The 13,788-nt window shown below is 70.8% G+C and carries 16 protein-coding genes; 9 read left to right on the top strand and 7 right to left on the bottom strand.

Annotation, left to right across the window (positions count from 1 at the left end):
• From QSK37_RS45925 to QSK37_RS45915, 3 genes are all read left to right on the top strand, one after another.
• The coding region (locus tag QSK37_RS45925) for a hypothetical protein (RefSeq protein WP_285634721.1) at positions 1 to 226 on the top strand (226 nt) is incomplete at its 5' end.
• Positions 227 to 606: 380 nt separating this feature from the next.
• Positions 607 to 1,203, top strand: coding sequence for an Mce/MlaD family protein (locus tag QSK37_RS45920; protein ID WP_285634718.1), 597 nt, complete (start codon positions 607 to 609; stop codon positions 1,201 to 1,203).
• Entirely contained in the window at positions 1,116 to 1,508 is a 393-nt protein-coding gene (locus tag QSK37_RS45915) for a hypothetical protein (RefSeq protein ID WP_285634715.1), read from the top strand. Before QSK37_RS45920 ends, QSK37_RS45915 begins: the two co-directional genes overlap by 88 nt.
• A gap of 4 nt (positions 1,509 to 1,512) precedes the next feature.
• On the opposite strand, the gene QSK37_RS45910 is transcribed toward QSK37_RS45915, so the two are convergent.
• Entirely contained in the window at positions 1,513 to 2,139 is a 627-nt protein-coding gene (locus tag QSK37_RS45910) for a TetR/AcrR family transcriptional regulator (RefSeq protein WP_285634712.1), read from the bottom strand.
• Between the two features lie 78 nt (positions 2,140 to 2,217).
• Between QSK37_RS45910 and QSK37_RS45905 the strand changes: the two genes are divergently transcribed.
• Together QSK37_RS45905 and QSK37_RS45900 are read left to right on the top strand one after the other, a co-directional pair.
• Complete coding sequence (locus QSK37_RS45905; RefSeq protein ID WP_285634709.1) at positions 2,218 to 3,039, top strand: oxygenase MpaB family protein; 822 nt, start codon at positions 2,218 to 2,220, stop codon at positions 3,037 to 3,039.
• A 78-nt stretch (positions 3,040 to 3,117) separates the two neighbouring features.
• On the top strand, positions 3,118 to 3,498 hold the full coding sequence (locus tag QSK37_RS45900) for a DUF1330 domain-containing protein (RefSeq protein ID WP_285634707.1): 381 nt from the start codon (positions 3,118 to 3,120) through the stop codon (positions 3,496 to 3,498).
• Positions 3,499 to 3,560: 62 nt separating this feature from the next.
• On the opposite strand, the gene QSK37_RS45895 is transcribed toward QSK37_RS45900, so the two are convergent.
• The 3 genes from QSK37_RS45895 to QSK37_RS45885 form a co-directional block, all read right to left on the bottom strand.
• Complete coding sequence (locus tag QSK37_RS45895; protein ID WP_285634705.1) at positions 3,561 to 4,373, bottom strand: SAM hydrolase/SAM-dependent halogenase family protein; 813 nt, start codon at positions 4,371 to 4,373, stop codon at positions 3,561 to 3,563.
• A 248-nt stretch (positions 4,374 to 4,621) separates the two neighbouring features.
• The gene (locus QSK37_RS45890; RefSeq protein WP_349498047.1) at positions 4,622 to 4,831 is read right to left on the bottom strand and encodes a hypothetical protein; all 210 of its coding nucleotides are present in this window, start codon (positions 4,829 to 4,831) and stop codon (positions 4,622 to 4,624) included.
• A 324-nt stretch (positions 4,832 to 5,155) separates the two neighbouring features.
• Positions 5,156 to 6,232: a 4-oxalomesaconate tautomerase gene (locus QSK37_RS45885; RefSeq protein WP_285634703.1), complete on the bottom strand. Its 1,077-nt coding sequence runs from the start codon at positions 6,230 to 6,232 to the stop codon at positions 5,156 to 5,158.
• Positions 6,233 to 6,585: 353 nt separating this feature from the next.
• On the opposite strand from QSK37_RS45885, the gene QSK37_RS45880 reads away from it, so the two are divergent.
• Positions 6,586 to 7,074 carry a TIGR03618 family F420-dependent PPOX class oxidoreductase gene (locus QSK37_RS45880; RefSeq protein ID WP_285634701.1) on the top strand — a complete coding sequence of 163 codons (489 nt, stop codon included), beginning with the start codon at positions 6,586 to 6,588 and terminating at the stop codon, positions 7,072 to 7,074.
• A gap of 27 nt (positions 7,075 to 7,101) precedes the next feature.
• On the opposite strand, the gene QSK37_RS45875 is transcribed toward QSK37_RS45880, so the two are convergent.
• Positions 7,102 to 8,295, bottom strand: a complete 1,194-nt coding sequence (locus tag QSK37_RS45875; protein ID WP_285634698.1) for a cytochrome P450 — start codon at positions 8,293 to 8,295, stop codon at positions 7,102 to 7,104.
• A 304-nt stretch (positions 8,296 to 8,599) separates the two neighbouring features.
• On the opposite strand from QSK37_RS45875, the gene QSK37_RS45870 reads away from it, so the two are divergent.
• Together QSK37_RS45870 and QSK37_RS45865 are read left to right on the top strand one after the other, a co-directional pair.
• Entirely contained in the window at positions 8,600 to 9,811 is a 1,212-nt protein-coding gene (locus QSK37_RS45870; protein ID WP_285634695.1) for a CoA transferase, read from the top strand.
• A gap of 61 nt (positions 9,812 to 9,872) precedes the next feature.
• Positions 9,873 to 11,063, top strand: coding sequence for an acyl-CoA dehydrogenase family protein (locus QSK37_RS45865; protein WP_285634692.1), 1,191 nt, complete (start codon positions 9,873 to 9,875; stop codon positions 11,061 to 11,063).
• A gap of 33 nt (positions 11,064 to 11,096) precedes the next feature.
• Here the strand turns inward: QSK37_RS45865 and QSK37_RS45860 are convergent, their stop codons facing one another.
• Positions 11,097 to 11,774 (bottom strand): TetR/AcrR family transcriptional regulator, encoded by a 678-nt coding sequence (locus tag QSK37_RS45860; RefSeq protein WP_285634689.1) that lies wholly within the window; start codon positions 11,772 to 11,774, stop codon positions 11,097 to 11,099.
• Between the two features lie 215 nt (positions 11,775 to 11,989).
• Here QSK37_RS45860 and QSK37_RS45855 point away from each other — a divergent pair, with 215 nt between their 5' ends.
• Complete coding sequence (locus QSK37_RS45855; protein WP_285634686.1) at positions 11,990 to 12,547, top strand: MarR family winged helix-turn-helix transcriptional regulator; 558 nt, start codon at positions 11,990 to 11,992, stop codon at positions 12,545 to 12,547.
• A gap of 322 nt (positions 12,548 to 12,869) precedes the next feature.
• Here QSK37_RS45855 and QSK37_RS45850 read toward each other — a convergent pair whose 3' ends face one another.
• Positions 12,870 to 13,787, bottom strand: a complete 918-nt coding sequence (locus QSK37_RS45850; RefSeq protein ID WP_285634683.1) for an LLM class flavin-dependent oxidoreductase — start codon at positions 13,785 to 13,787, stop codon at positions 12,870 to 12,872.
• Between the last annotated feature and the right edge of the window lies 1 nt (position 13,788).

The following is a 13,788-nucleotide window of genomic DNA, read 5'->3' as shown; positions in this document are numbered from 1 at the left end:
CTTCGCGGACACCGGCTGGGTCCAGGTCCACCTCGACACCGAAGGCGACCTGTTCCTGCTGCAGTCCCTGGTGAGCCTGGCCATCCAGGCCAACGACCCCGCGTCCCACCCGGTCCGCCCCGCCGTCGCGAACTGCCCGGCGTACGTCCGCGGGCCCGTGCCGGCACCGTCGTGGCGTGATCGCCGGGTCCGCGTCCGCAGGGGCCGGGCGAACCTGGCCGTATGACGGCCCGGCCGCCTCAGCCCGCCTCAGTCCGGATCCCGGGGCGACAGCGGATCGCGGTCACGTAGATCAGCCTGAGCGGGCACCCGCGGGTGATTCCTCGCACCGGATCGCCGAGCGGCGTCGCGTGGACGGCTCCGGGCCGTTCGAGGCGCCGCGCGGCGAACCATCCGACCGGCGAGGCGTACGGATCGGACGTCACGGTGTCATATCCATGGGGAGGACATCAAAGGGCAGAACCGGGCGAAGCATCAGCGGTTAGGGACCGACGGCCGTCATCAGACTCCCTGCGCCCGCTCCCGTACGGTGGCCGGCTCCTCCTCGGGCCGGACCGGATGAACGCCGGCCCCACGAGCGCGGCGCCGAACGCGACCGTCGCGGCCGTGTCCAGCCAGCGGCCTGGCCATCGAGCTCGTGCCCGAGCCGTCCGCCTAGCGGCGGGCCGGCCGACCTGCGTTGAGGCGCCGTACGGCGATGGCACGGCTCGCGCGCGGCGACGATCGTCGCTCGCCCTGAACGGCAAGGGCGACGACCTCAACCGGGCACTCCAGTCCACCGCCGGCCTCACCCAGGACCTGGCCGCGCAGGACCAGCGGATCGTCCGCCTCGCCAGGAACCTGCGCGCGTTCGCCGCCGGGCCGAACCGCCGGGACCGCGACCTGGGCGGCACCATCGACGACATCGCCGGCGCCGGCCGGCTGCTCACCGGGGAGCGCACCCGGCTCAAGGGGTTCCTGTCCGGCATGGTCACGGTGATCCGCAAGAGCGGCGTCCTCATCACCGCGTACCGGGAGACGCTGCCGAGCCTCACCGCGGACCTGCCCAACGTCGTGATGTCCCTCAAGGTGAACAGCGGATCGCCGCGGCAGGCGATCGGGCCGAGGGCGCCAGCGTGCGAGAACGGGTGTCGGCGAGCATCGACGGCCGGCTGGAACTGCTCGACCGCCACTCCGAGGCATGGCTCGCCGCGTTGGAGATGACCGGTTCCGGCGGTGACCCGCAGCTCGCCCGTGTCCTGGACGACGCCCGCGAACGTGCGGTCGACCGCATCAACGAGGTCGTCGGCATGACCACGCTGGCCGCCGAGCACCCGGAGGTCAACGCCGTCCTGCGCGGCTACAGCGGGATGGCGGAGTCGATCTCCCGGGAATGGCTCCGACGCGGCCGCCTGACCCGCCGCCAGGCCTACCTGCTGCTGGAGGAGGCCCTCCTGCACATCATCTCCACGGCGCTGCCCCAGGTCATCGCGAACCAGGACGAGAAGGCGCCGAACCCCGGCCGGTGAAGGGTCAGCCGGCGCCTTCGCGGCCGGCGATGGCGGTGAAGATCTTCGCGCACTCGGCCACGAGCTCCTCCTCGCTCACCGTGAGAGCGCCGGACAGCCAGGCGGTCAGCGTCTGCGCGAGACCGCCCACGACGAACTGGGCGACGAGGTCGAGTTCCGGGCTGTCCGCGATGCCGTAGACCTCCCTGGCCTGCCCGCTGAGCAGCCGGGCGAAGAACGTGGAGGACTCCAGCCGCCGCCGGGCGAGCAGGGGATCGGTCAGCGTGACCGAGAACAGCACCCGCCCGTGGCGCGGGTCGCCGGCCACGGCGCGGACCAGGTGCTCGATGCCGGCGCGGATCTTCACGTCGGTCTCGGGCCCGGCGGCCTCCAGCGCGGACAGGGCGGCCGCGGCGACGGTCTGGACGACGTGCTCGTAGACGGCCGCCACGAGCTCGTCGCGGCCGGGGAAGCTCTCGTAGAAGTAGCGCGCGGTCAGCCCGGCCCGCTGGCACACCCGGCGCACGGTGAGCTGGTCGCCCCCGGCACCGCCGAGCAGGTCCAGGCCCGCCTCGATCAGCTGCGCCCGCCGCTCCGCCCTGCGGTCGGCGCCGCTGACGCCTCCGTAGGTCCGCATCTCCGCAGCAGCCATGCGGCCATCTTGACAGGTCGTTCTCCGGCGAGGAATCTGATAACAGGCGTTGTCAGAATATTTTCCCCCGGAGCTGCCATGTCGGCCACCGAACCCGTTCCGCTGGACAAGAAGGTGATCGTCGGCGCCGCGCTCATGGCGGGCGCCGCCAACGTGATCATGCAGCTGGCTCGTCCGGAGGTCGGCTACGGCGTGATCGAGAGCAAGGTGGAGAGCGGGCAGCTGCACCGTCACCCGATCAAACGGTCCCGGACGACCTTCAGTTACCTGGCCGTCGCCCTCCTCGGCACCCCGGAGGAGAAGGCGGCCTACCGCAAGGCGGTGAACAGGTCGCACGCGCAGGTGCGCTCGGGGCCGGACAGTCCGGTGCGGTACGACGCGTTCGACCCCGGCCTGCAACTCTGGGTCGCCGCGTGCCTCTACCGAGGGTTCGAGGACACCTACCAGGCGTTCGTCGGCCCGCTCGAGCCCGCCGACCGGGAGCGGCTGTACCAGGCGGCGGCCACGCTGGGCACGACGCTGCAGGTGCCGCCGGAGGCCTGGCCCGCGGACCGTGAGGCCTTCGAGGACTACTGGCGCGGGGAGATGAAACAGGTCTCGATCGACGAGCCGGTCCGCCGTCACCTGCTCGACATCGCCGACCTGCGGTTCCTGCCCTGGCCGGTCAGCGCGGCCTTCGGAGGGTTCAACCGGTTCGTCACGACCGGGTTCCTGCCCCCGGACTTCCGTGAGGAGATGCGGCTGCCCTGGAGCGACCGGGACCAGCGCCGGTTCGACCGGCTCGTCGCCGTCGTCCGGGCGGTGGTCCGCGTACAGCCTCCGCCGGTCCGGCGATTCCCCTTCGACCTGCTGATATGGGACGTACGCCGGCGCATCCGCACGGGCCGTCCGCTGGTGTGACCGCCGCCGGTGGTCTGGGCCGGCCGGCCCATCGCGGGCAAGATGGACGCAGTCGACCAACGGATGGGCTGGTGTCGTATGGCGATCGATCCGACGGGCAAGGACCTCAAGCGCTTTCTGGCGCACGAGCCGGAGCGGCCGGTGGTGATGCTGAACCTGCTCCGCTTCAAGGACGGCGGCGCCGAAGGGTACGCCGATTATCTGCGCCACTTCAGGCGCTCCGCGGAGCAGGTGGGCGCCGCCATCATCTATTACGGCCTCGGCTTCGACCCCATCGTCGCCGAGCAGGGGCAGGACTGGGACGCCGTGTTACTCGTCTCCTACCCGAGCCGGTACGCCTTCTCCGAGATGGTGCGCGACGAGGAATACCAGCGCGGCACTCACCTCCGTACCGACTCTCTCGTGGAGGCGGTGCTCCAGCCCACGGCCGACGCGAGTCCGGCGGTCTGGGGCGACTGACCCCGGAACGGCGGCGCGCCCCCGATCGGCCCGCGTGGCCGGTCGGGGGCGCGTCCGGTGAATCAGCCGAAGGTGATCACGACACTCGCTCCGGGGACCACGGCCCACTTCTCGACGAAGCTTCCCTGGTTGACGCCCAGGGCGAATGAGCCGCGGCTGTTGACGTACGCCAGCGGCTCGCCCACGCCCACCTCACCGAACGTGTGGCAGAAGGGGATGTCGAGGGCGTTGCCGTCCAGCGCGATCTGGAGCCGCTCGCCCGGGGCCGCCTCGCGGTCGGGAAGCAGCGCCTGGGGGACGTTCGTCCAGACGTTGCCGAACGCCTTGTCGATGCGGACGACCTCGCCGCGCGCGCCGTTGTCCAGGCGCTCGGGCTCCGAGTACGGGAACCGTACGATCTTGTCGAGGTCCAGCTTCGGACCCACCTCGGAGAGCGGGGTGCCGGCGGCGAGGTGCCCGGCGCAGGCCGCGACGACGTCCTTGCCGTACCAGGTCGGCGTCACCGGCTGGTGCATGACGTCGGGCGAGGTCACCTCGTGGCACTCGACGGCGGGAACCGACCGCAGGGCATGGGTGAGCAGGCCGTTGTTCGGTGCGACGAGGAGCTGATCCTTCTCGTTACGGACGACGATCGTCCTGGTGGCGGTCCCGGTCTCAGGGTAGACGTACGCGCATATCACCGAGTTCTCGGGAAAGGATGCCGGCACGTCGGCGAGGTAGAGGGCGCCTTCGCGGACGGCGAACGGGGTGACGTCATGAGTGATGTCGACGACTAATGCGGTTGGCGCGATCGTGTACATCAGCCCTTTGCACAAGGCATGCGCCTCGTCTGCGCTTCCCGTATCGGAAAGGAAAGCGATCAAGCGGTTCGGCACGAACGGACCTCCATGTAAGGGGCGTGAAGACGCCGTATGCTGGTCGAACACTTAGTTTCAAACTCGGCTCAATTGAGCATGTACGGCCAATACGCTACGCAGAATATTGCGTCATCGCGCGGCGGTCATCCCCAAGAGCGCGAATGTATATCTATACCGTCCGGCTGTTTCGTGCGTACCAAAGTCGCAGCACGGATACGACCCTCTGCCCATGCGGGCGATAATGCGGAGGCGCCGCCGGTTTCTCGCTATTCCGGGGAGCGGCCGCCGGTCCGAGCGGGACTGTCCTGACCGGCGTGGGAGGTGCGCGTCATCGGCGGATAGAGCTGTGTGGCGGGGCCCTTGCGGTAGAGGTTCAGGAGGTCCAGGGGAACGCCCCACACCGCCTCGTACACCCGTTTGAGATCGCCCATGGTGAAGTCGCGCTCGCAGAAGGCGGTGGCCAGGGGGACGCCCATCGCGGAAGACGTAGGTGGGGCCGATGTCGGGGTCGCCGTCGCGCCGGCTGACGCCCGGCCCCGCCTCCTCGATGGCCTTGACCCGCCGGCCGAGCGCCTCCCGGGACCACGTGCGCGGCGCGGTGCGGCGGATCCCGGAGGTGTGATGCGCGGTGAGCTTGAGCGTGTGATGCTCGTAGTCGTCCCAGGTGTGCAGGTACACCGAGTCACCCTCGGCGCCGACCTCGGTCAGGCCCATGACGCGGGTGAGGAATCACCGGCTCCTGCCCGGCTCGGGCGTCAGCGGTTCGACGTTCCCGACGTGTGCGATCTCATGTGCGATGGTCACTGGGACCTCCGGGGAAAGACGGTTCCGTCCAGGAGCTTGCGGGCCGTGCGGACGACGCTGGACCGCCGTACCGACGTCCCGTCCAGTTCGACCGCGACGTCCAGCCGGCCGGTGGGATGCTCGATGCTCATCGGCTCACCCGGTGCCGGAAGCCGAGCGAGGTCGTGGCCGGCCGCGCCGTCCATCAGCAGCGCGGTCGCCACCGTGACGGCGCCGAGCACGCCGATCGAGGTGTGGACGCGCAGCGGGATGAACGTGCGCGTGCAGATCATCCCGTCCTCGCGGGGCGGCGCCACCAGCGTCGTCTTGGGGACGGAGCCGGCGGACACGTCGCCCAGCCCCATCAGCTTCCCGGCGCGCAGCCGCAGCGACTGGATCCGCTCGCGCAACTCCTCGTCACGGGCCAGGTCGGCGACGGTCTCGTAACCGGTGATCCCCAGGTCGGACGCCGCGGCGACGACGACGGGCATGCCGTTGTCGACGCAGGTGACCTCGATGCCGTCGACGATGTCGCGGACGTTCCCGGTCGGCAGCAGCGCGCCGCACGCCGAGCCCTCGGTGTTCTCGAAGTCGAGGACGATCGGCGCCGCGGTGCCGGGTACGCCGGAGATCGCGGTGTCCCCGTCGTAGCGGGGGACACCGCCGGGGGTGGGGAACGACGCGGTGACGACGCCGCCGGAGTTGACCATCCGGATCCGCACACTCGTCTGCTCCGGCCCGGCCTCGACCAGACCGCGTTCGACCGCGAACGGCCCGATCCCGGCCAGGATGTTGCCGCAGTTCTGCCGGTCGGACACGGTCGGCTCGTCCACGCCGAGCTGCAGGAACAGGTAGTCGACGTCGACGTCCGGCTCACCGGCCGGGGAGACGACCGCGACCTTGCTGGTCAGCGGGTGTGCGCCGCCGATGCCGTCGATCTGCCGGGGATCGGGCGTGCCCATCACGCGCAACAGCAACGCGTCACGTTCGGCGGGGTCCGCGGGCAGGTCCTCGGCGAGGAAGTAGGCGCCCTTGGACGTGCCGCCGCGCATCACCATGCAGCGGATGCCGTCCGTCGTGTTCGCGCCGCTCATACCGGCCGCAACCCTTCCTCGCCGTAGCTCCGGGACAGGGCGAGCGCCCCGGCCCATGATGACAATCTGGCTCCAAAATTGTCAACAATTCTGCCTCAGATCCTGGCATGGAGGCAGCGGCGAGTACACGGGTGCCGTGGAATCGAACCGCGGGCCCTGACGGGGCCAGAGGTGGCCGGGCTCGTCGTCGGCGGCCTGGAGCGTCGCCGGCGCAGGCGAAGGCGCCCTCCCGTTGCCTTCGCGACCGGCGCGGCCGGTGTACAGATTGGACTGAAGTGGATCGTCTAGAACGGAACTATCCGCTATGGTCTGTTCTGCATGATCTCACCGGAACCCGGAAGGGCTTGATTCAGATGAGCGACACCACCGCCGTACACCGCCCCGGCCAGGGGCCGGGCCCGCGGGCCCTCACCGAGCAGGAGGCGGTCCGTCTTCTCGGCGGGCAGCAGTTCGGCGTGCTGGCGACCCTGAAGCGCAGCGGCCAGCCGCATCTGGCCTCGATGGTCTACGCCTGGGACCCGCACGAGCGGATCATCCGGATCCCGTCGGTCGCCGACCGCATCAAGGTCCGTCACCTCCTCAAGGACCCGCGCGCGACGTTCCAGGTGCAGGGCGAAACCGTGCTCTCCTACGCGGTGGCCGAGGGCGAGGCGGAGGTCTCGGACGTCACCACGCGGCCCGGCGACGCCATCGGCCGGGAACTGCTGCCGCTGTTCGGGATCACCGATCCGGCCGACGAAACGGAGTTCTTCGAGCGGATGGTGCGAGACCGGCGCCTGGTCATCAGGCTTCGCGTGTCACACCTGTACGGGACGGCCCTGGACGGTCCCCTGACGCGATAGCCGGGGTGTGGCACCTCCGTGTAGCGCTCAGGGGGCCGCCGGGAACACCACCGGGACGCTGTTGATGCCGACGACCCCGGTCGGCCAGATCACCTGGGGCCGGGCGCCGGGGGCCAGCTCGTACTCGGGGATGCGGCGGTGCCACTCCTCCAGGACGATCCGCAGCTGGACCCGGGCCAGGTGGACGCCGATGCACCGGTGCGGCCCGCTGCCCCAGGTCAGGTTGTTGTACTCGCGGCCCGGGTCGAAGGCGTCCGGGTCGTTCAGTTCCCGGGGATCCCGGTTGACGGCGCCCATGGCCACCCCCACGCTGGTCCCCGCCGGAATGCGCACGCCCTCCAGGACGACGTCCTTGGCCGCCACCCGCGGGATGACGGCGTTGGGCGGGTCGATCCGCAGCATCTCCTCGATCGCCGCCGGGATGGCGGAGGGGTCCTCGGCGAGCCGGCGGCGCAGTTCGGGGTGCGTGGCCAGCCGGGCGAACATCAGGCTCAGCGCACTCGTCACGGTGTCGACGCCGGCCAGGACGAAGATGAAGCAGAGGCCGATGGCCTCCTCGTCGGTGAACGGCTCGTCCGCCGAGTCGTTCTCGAACAGGTCGCGCAGGAGGCCGTCGGCCCGGCCGGCCCGGCACTCGGCGACGTGCGCGGCGACGTAGGCGTACAGCTCGGCCGCCGACCGCACCGCCTCGGGTGTCGCCTCGCCCGATCCGGACAGGTCGGCCAGCTGGACGATGACCTCGCGCCAGGAGAGGAGGCGATCGAGGTCGTGCGCGGGTATGCCGAAGAGGGCGAGGAACGCCGCGGCCGGTATCGGCCGCGCGAGCTCGGTGACCACGTCGCAGGAACCGCGTTCGGCCACGGTGTCGATGAGCGCGACCGCGTCGTCCCGCACCGCCTGTTCTAAGGTCGCGGCCGCGCGCGGGGTGAAGAACGGCTGGAGCAGGCGCCGGTAGCGGGTGTGGGCGGGCGGGTCGAAGGCGATGGGCACCAGCGGCACGGGGCTGCCGAGCGTGTCGAACGCCTGCTGCGACGAGAAGGTCCCGGGGTTCTTGAAGACGTGCTCGGCCAGCTCGCGCGTCGTGACGAGATAGCCGGTGTCGGCGTGCACCACGGGCCCTGCCGCGCGCAGGATCGCGTAGCCCTCACCTCGATCGTCGGCCATCGGCAGCCGGTCCATCCGGAGCAGACCCTCGTCCGTCGACTCTGCGGTCATCGCCATCTCGCTTCCGTGAGGCATCGTGGGCTTGATGCGCCGAATCGTATGAGTTGCCTGGATTGCCGTTAAAGCACCGAAAGGTCGCTTCGGCGCGTCGCTGTGCGCGGGCCTTGGCAACGGAGGCGAAATGGATATCGTCGAACCGGCCGTCGATCCTGACACGAAGGGAGACAGGCCTGCGCGCGCAGCAGAACCAGAACGTCATGCCGCTCCCACAGATCTTCGACACAGTGAAACGCTGACGCCGGCCGCGCCCCGAGCGGCCTGACGGTTCCAGCATGACGGGTTCTCCAAGGGAGGCGTCGCGGTGAGTACGGACCTGGACCGGCCGCTCGCGGGGTTGCGCGTGGTCGAGTGCGCGACCTTCGTCGCGGGCCCGTCCGGCGGTATGGCGCTGGCACAGCTGGGCGCGGACGTCATCCGCGTCGACGCGATCGGCGGCGGGCCCGACCACCGGCGCTGGCCGCTCGCCCCGGCGGGCGGGAGCCTGTACTGGAACGGCCTCAACAAGGGGAAGCGTTCGGTGACCGTCGACCTGTCCGCGCCCGAGGGCCGGGAGCTGGTCACCGCGTTGGTCACCGCGCCCGGCCCGCAGGCCGGGATCCTCCTGGAGAACACCGGCCGCGCGTGGCTGTCCTACGACACGCTCGCGAAGAGGCGGCCCGACCTGATCCACCTGCGCATCCAGGGTCACGCGGACGGGCGGCCGGCGGTCGACTACACCGTGAACGCCGCGACCGGGGTCCCCGACGTGACCGGCCCGGAGACGACCACGACGCCCGTCAACCACGTCCTGCCGGCATGGGACCTGCTCACCGGCATGACGGCGACCACCGGACTCCTGGCGGCCCTGCACCGGCGGCAGCGGACCGGCCGCGGAGGTCTCATCGAGCTCGCCCTCGCCGACGTGGCACTGGCGAGCGTCGCCAACCTGGGCTGGCTGGCCGAGGCCCAGCTGAGCGGCCATGACCGTGCCAAGCAGGGCAACCATCTCTACGGCGCCTTCGGCGTCGACTTCGCCACCCGCGACGGGAGGCGGGTCATGGTGGTGGCGCTGACCGCCTCGCAGTGGCGCGCCCTGTGCCGGGCCACCGGCACCGAGAAGGTGTTCGCGGCGATGGGGGAGGCGCTGCGGGCCGACTTCTCCCAGGACGACGACCGCTACCGCTGGCGGAAGGTGATCGAGCCCATCCTGCGGCCGTGGTTCGAGGACCGGACGGCCGAGGAGGCCGGGCGCGCGCTCGACGCCGCACGCGTGCTGTGGGGCCCGTACCGGACGTTCACCGAGGCCGCCGCGGCGGGCGACCCCCTGATCGCGCAGGTGGAGCAGCCGGGGACCGGGGTGGTCGCCTCGGCCGGCAGCCCGCTGCGCTGGTCCGGCGGCGGATCGGCTCCTCCGGCCGCCGCGCCCCGCCTGGGCGCCCACACTCACGAGGTGCTCTCCGACGTGCTCGGCCTCACGCGGGCGGACCTCTCGCGGCTGTCCGAGGCGGGCGTCATCGGCGGAGTGTCCCCCTGATCCTCGCTCGTCGCCGTACCGGCGTCTCCGATCCGACCGCACCACTGAGGCAGGGAACGCGATGGCACGACTCGCCCACACCGCCGGGCTCACCGATCTGCAGCAGGAGATCCTGAGCACCGTACGGGACTTCGTCAGCAAGGAGATCATTCCGCACGCCCGTGAGCTGGAGCGCTCCGACACCTATCCCCAGGACATCGTCGACGGCATGCGGCGGCTCGGATTGTTCGGCCTGATGATCCCGGAGGAGTACGGCGGGCTCGGCGAGTCGCTGCTGACGTACGCGCTCGTCGTCGAGGAGATCGCACGAGGCTGGATGAGCGTCTCCGGCGTGATCAACACGCACTTCATCGTCGCCTACATGCTCCAGCGGTACGGCACGGAGGCACAGAAGCGGCACTTCCTGCCCAGGATGGCCGAAGGGGCCGTGCGCGGGGCGTTCTCGATGTCCGAACCGGACCTCGGCTCCGACGTCGCGGCGATCAGGACGCACGCCCGGCGGGACGGTGACGAGTACGTCATCGACGGCACGAAGATGTGGCTGACCAACGGCGGCAGCGCCAACCTCATCGCCCTGCTGGCCCGTACGGACGAGGGCGCGCGACGGCCGCACGACAACCTGACCGCCTTCCTGATCGAGAAGCCGGAGGGCTTCGGCGAGGTCCGGCCCGGGCTTACCATCCCGGGCAAGATCGAGAAGATGGGCTACAAGGGCGTCGACACGACGGAGGCCGTCTTCTCCGGCCTCCGGGTCGGGGCGGACGCGGTCCTCGGCGCCGCGCCGGGCACCGGCTTCCGCCAGATGATGGACGGCATCGAGGTCGGCCGGGTGAACGTGGCGGCGCGCGCCTGCGGCATCGCCGTCCGGGCGTTCGAGCTGGCCGTGGCGTACGCCCAGGAGCGCCACGCGTTCGGGCGGGCCATCGCCGGTCACCAGGCGATCGCCTTCAAGCTCGCGGAGATGGCGACGAAGGTCGAGGCCGCTCATCTGATGATGGTGAACGCGGCGCGGCTGAAGGATTCGGGGGAGCGCAACGACGTCCAGGCCGGGATGGCCAAGCTGCTCGCCTCCGAGTACTGCATGGAGGTCACGCAGGACGCCTTCCGGATTCACGGCGGCTACGGCTACTCGAAGGAGTACGAGATCGAGCGGCTGATGCGCGAGGCGCCGTTCCTGCTGATCGGTGAGGGCACCAGCGAGATCCAGAAGACCATCATCAGCCGGGGCCTGCTCCGCGAGTACGGGGAATGACTCAGGGAGCGGCTTCGCCGAGCGGCACCGGCGTCACCGGGAGGACGGTGCGGCCTGCCCTCCGAACGCGCCGGCCTTCCAGAGGACACGGATGTGGTCGATCAGCGGCGGTCCGACGGCGCGCAGCGCCGCGACGTCGTTCTCCGCGGCGGCGTTGGTCACCATGGCGCTGGTCGCCGCGACGATCGTCTGGCACGTGAAGCGGCCCGCCTCGTCGGTGACGCCCAGCAGGTCGGCGAGCACCGTCGTGATGGTGCCCTGCAGCCGGCTCCGGCGCTGCACGGCGGCGGACCCGGCCGCGTACACCTCGATCAGGAACAGCCGGGTGTAGGGCAGCTCGGCGGCGAGCACTTCGAGGTAGGCGGTGAACGCCAGCTCGAACCGTCGCAGCGGATCATTGGCGACCTCGGGCGCGAGCGCGCCGCTCTCGTCGGTGCCGACCATCTCCAGCAGCCGCTGCATCAGCAGGTCGGCCGCGAACTCGAACGCGGTCATGAAGCAGTCGAGCTTGGAGTCGAACACCTGGTAGAAGGTCTGCCGCGACACCCCTGACCGGGCGAGTACGTCCGCGACGGAGGTGGCCACGTATCCCTTCTCGGCCATCACCTCCGCCATCGCCGCGCACAGCCGCGCGCGCTGGATGCGCTCCAGTTCGTCCCGAGAGAGCGCGTGCCGCCCGCGGGGCAGCCTGCGCGGCAACGACTCCGACACGCGTTCACCATAGTCCGCCGCCGACCCTGAAAGTGCCAGGAGGGGCGGCGCCACGCCTGCCCAATGAGCAGGCTGTGAACGCCCGGTCACCTCTGAGGCGACGGTGACGCTTGGTGATCACCCAATGTCCGCAGAGTGAGACATATGCGCTGACCTGGGAATATGTGGCAATCGGGAGGCGGTTGCCTGACTCAAGGCACTCGGGGAGGCGGGCCATGAGCGAGTACGCGGTGGAGCGTGCACGGCAGATGTTCCAGGCGCGGCAGGCGAGCGAGAGCCGGCACTCGCGCCGGCCGGTCGCCGCGGAGACGCCCGCCGAGCCGGACGGTGACGCCGGCGATCTCATCGGCGCCCTGCATCTCATCCACTCACGGCTGCGCCGGCTCGACGGCCGGCTCCGTGCGGAGCACCGGCTCAACCTCACCGAGATGCACGTCCTCTCGGTGATCCCGACGGTCCCTCCGTCGCGGCGGACGCGCGGCGACGCGGCGGCGCGGCTGGCCAGGGACATCGAGCTCTCGCCCAGCGGCCTGACCCGTCTGGTCGACCGCCTGGTGTCGCGCGGCCTGGTGTCACGAGTCGAGGACAGGTGGGACCGGCGCGTCACGCACCTGGTGCTCACCGAGCGGGGCCGCGCCGTACGCGACGTCGTCCTGCCACGGGCCGTCGCGCACATCCGGGACGGTTGCGGCGACGAGGGAATGCCGATCGAGCGGCTGCGGTGGGCGGCCGCGGTGCCCGCCGGGCGAGGGGGGACGCCGAGAGGATCCTGACGGCCGGCGGCCGTCTCCGATCGTTGCGCGGTCAAGCGATCCGAAGAAATCGCCGCTCACCGTCCTTGGGACGGATATCGCGTCCGACGCCACTGAGACCAACGAAGGCGGGCCCGACAATGGGGTAGGGCCCGCTCCGCCCAGCGCCGCCCGGTGAACCGACCGGCCGCGGCGACACGAATCGACCGGTCCCGAGCCAAAGGGGATGGCCTCGGGACCGGTCGACCATCGTGGACGTCGGGGAGTCTCCCGACACGGTCACGATGAGTCAGCGGAACCCGATCGCGCCACGGCTTACGCGGCGAACCAACGGCTCAGGACACTAGGTGAGCCGGGGAATGACCGTCTCGGCCAGGCGTTCCATCTGCTCGGCCGGGTCGAACACCGGGGTGAACAGGATGAGTTCCGCGCCGGCCTCGGCGACTCGGCGCAGCTCGCGGACGCAGTCGTCCGGGGTGCCCGCGACGGCCGCGCTCTCGATGTCCGCCGAACGGCGGCCGTACAGCCGCTCCAGCTCGGTGTCGATCCGGTCGCGCGCCCGGCCGGCGTCGTCGTCGACGGCGACGTAGACCCGTTTGGCGATGGCGAAGTCCTCTTCCGGCCGCCCCTCCTCGGCGAGCGCCTCGCGTACGGTCCGGACCTGGTCGGCGAACGCGGCGGTGGGGGAGGAGCCGGCGCCGAAGAAGCCGTGGCCGTGGCGTACGGCACGCCGCAGCAGGTTCCGGCCCGACCCGCCGTACCAGACGGGAGGGAAGGGCTTCTGGAACGGCTTGGGCTCCAGGGTCGCGTCCTCCAGCCGCCAGAACTCCCCGGTGAAGGTGACGCGCGGCTCGCTCCACAGCGCCCTCATCACCTCGAGCCCTTCGTGGAAGCGCGCGGCGTATCGGGCGGGATCGACCTCGAAGGCGGCGAAGGGCCGTCTCTTGCCGCCGGTGCCGACGCCGACCTCGACCCGCCCCCGGCTCAGCTGGTCGAGCGTGCTCAGGCTCTGCGCCAGATGCACCGGGTTGTGCAGCGTGGACACGAACACGGCGCAGCCGAGCCGCAGCCGCTCGGTGCAGGCGGCGGCGTAGGTCATCGTCTCGATCGGCCGGAGCACCGGATAGGGCCCGAGCAGATGCTCCTGCGCCCACGCGCTCTCGAAGCCGAGCTCCTCGGCGCGTGAGAGATAGGCACGGAACGCCCCCGGATCGAACGCGCCGTCGGAGAAGAACTGCGGGATCGCGATGGCGAATCTCATG

The organism is Actinoallomurus iriomotensis (genome assembly GCF_030269445.1).
Classification (GTDB): domain Bacteria; phylum Actinomycetota; class Actinomycetes; order Streptosporangiales; family Streptosporangiaceae; genus Actinoallomurus; species Actinoallomurus iriomotensis.
This window is presented reverse-complemented; position numbering and strand designations above follow the sequence as displayed.

Excerpts from the sequence above, each read along its gene's own strand:
- QSK37_RS45910 (WP_285634712.1), bottom strand. The coding sequence starts at position 2,139 with ATGGCTGCTGCGGAGATGCGGACCTACGGAGGCGTCAGCGGCGCCGAC.
- QSK37_RS45905 (WP_285634709.1), top strand. The coding sequence starts at position 2,218 with ATGTCGGCCACCGAACCCGTTCCGCTGGACAAGAAGGTGATCGTCGGC.
- QSK37_RS45900 (WP_285634707.1), top strand. The coding sequence starts at position 3,118 with ATGGCGATCGATCCGACGGGCAAGGACCTCAAGCGCTTTCTGGCGCAC.
- QSK37_RS45890 (WP_349498047.1), bottom strand. The coding sequence starts at position 4,831 with ATGGGCGTCCCCCTGGCCACCGCCTTCTGCGAGCGCGACTTCACCATG.
- QSK37_RS45885 (WP_285634703.1), bottom strand. The coding sequence starts at position 6,232 with ATGAGCGGCGCGAACACGACGGACGGCATCCGCTGCATGGTGATGCGC.
- QSK37_RS45880 (WP_285634701.1), top strand. The coding sequence starts at position 6,586 with ATGAGCGACACCACCGCCGTACACCGCCCCGGCCAGGGGCCGGGCCCG.
- QSK37_RS45875 (WP_285634698.1), bottom strand. The coding sequence starts at position 8,295 with ATGGCGATGACCGCAGAGTCGACGGACGAGGGTCTGCTCCGGATGGAC.
- QSK37_RS45865 (WP_285634692.1), top strand. The coding sequence starts at position 9,873 with ATGGCACGACTCGCCCACACCGCCGGGCTCACCGATCTGCAGCAGGAG.
- QSK37_RS45855 (WP_285634686.1), top strand. The coding sequence starts at position 11,990 with ATGAGCGAGTACGCGGTGGAGCGTGCACGGCAGATGTTCCAGGCGCGG.
- QSK37_RS45850 (WP_285634683.1), bottom strand. The coding sequence starts at position 13,787 with ATGAGATTCGCCATCGCGATCCCGCAGTTCTTCTCCGACGGCGCGTTC.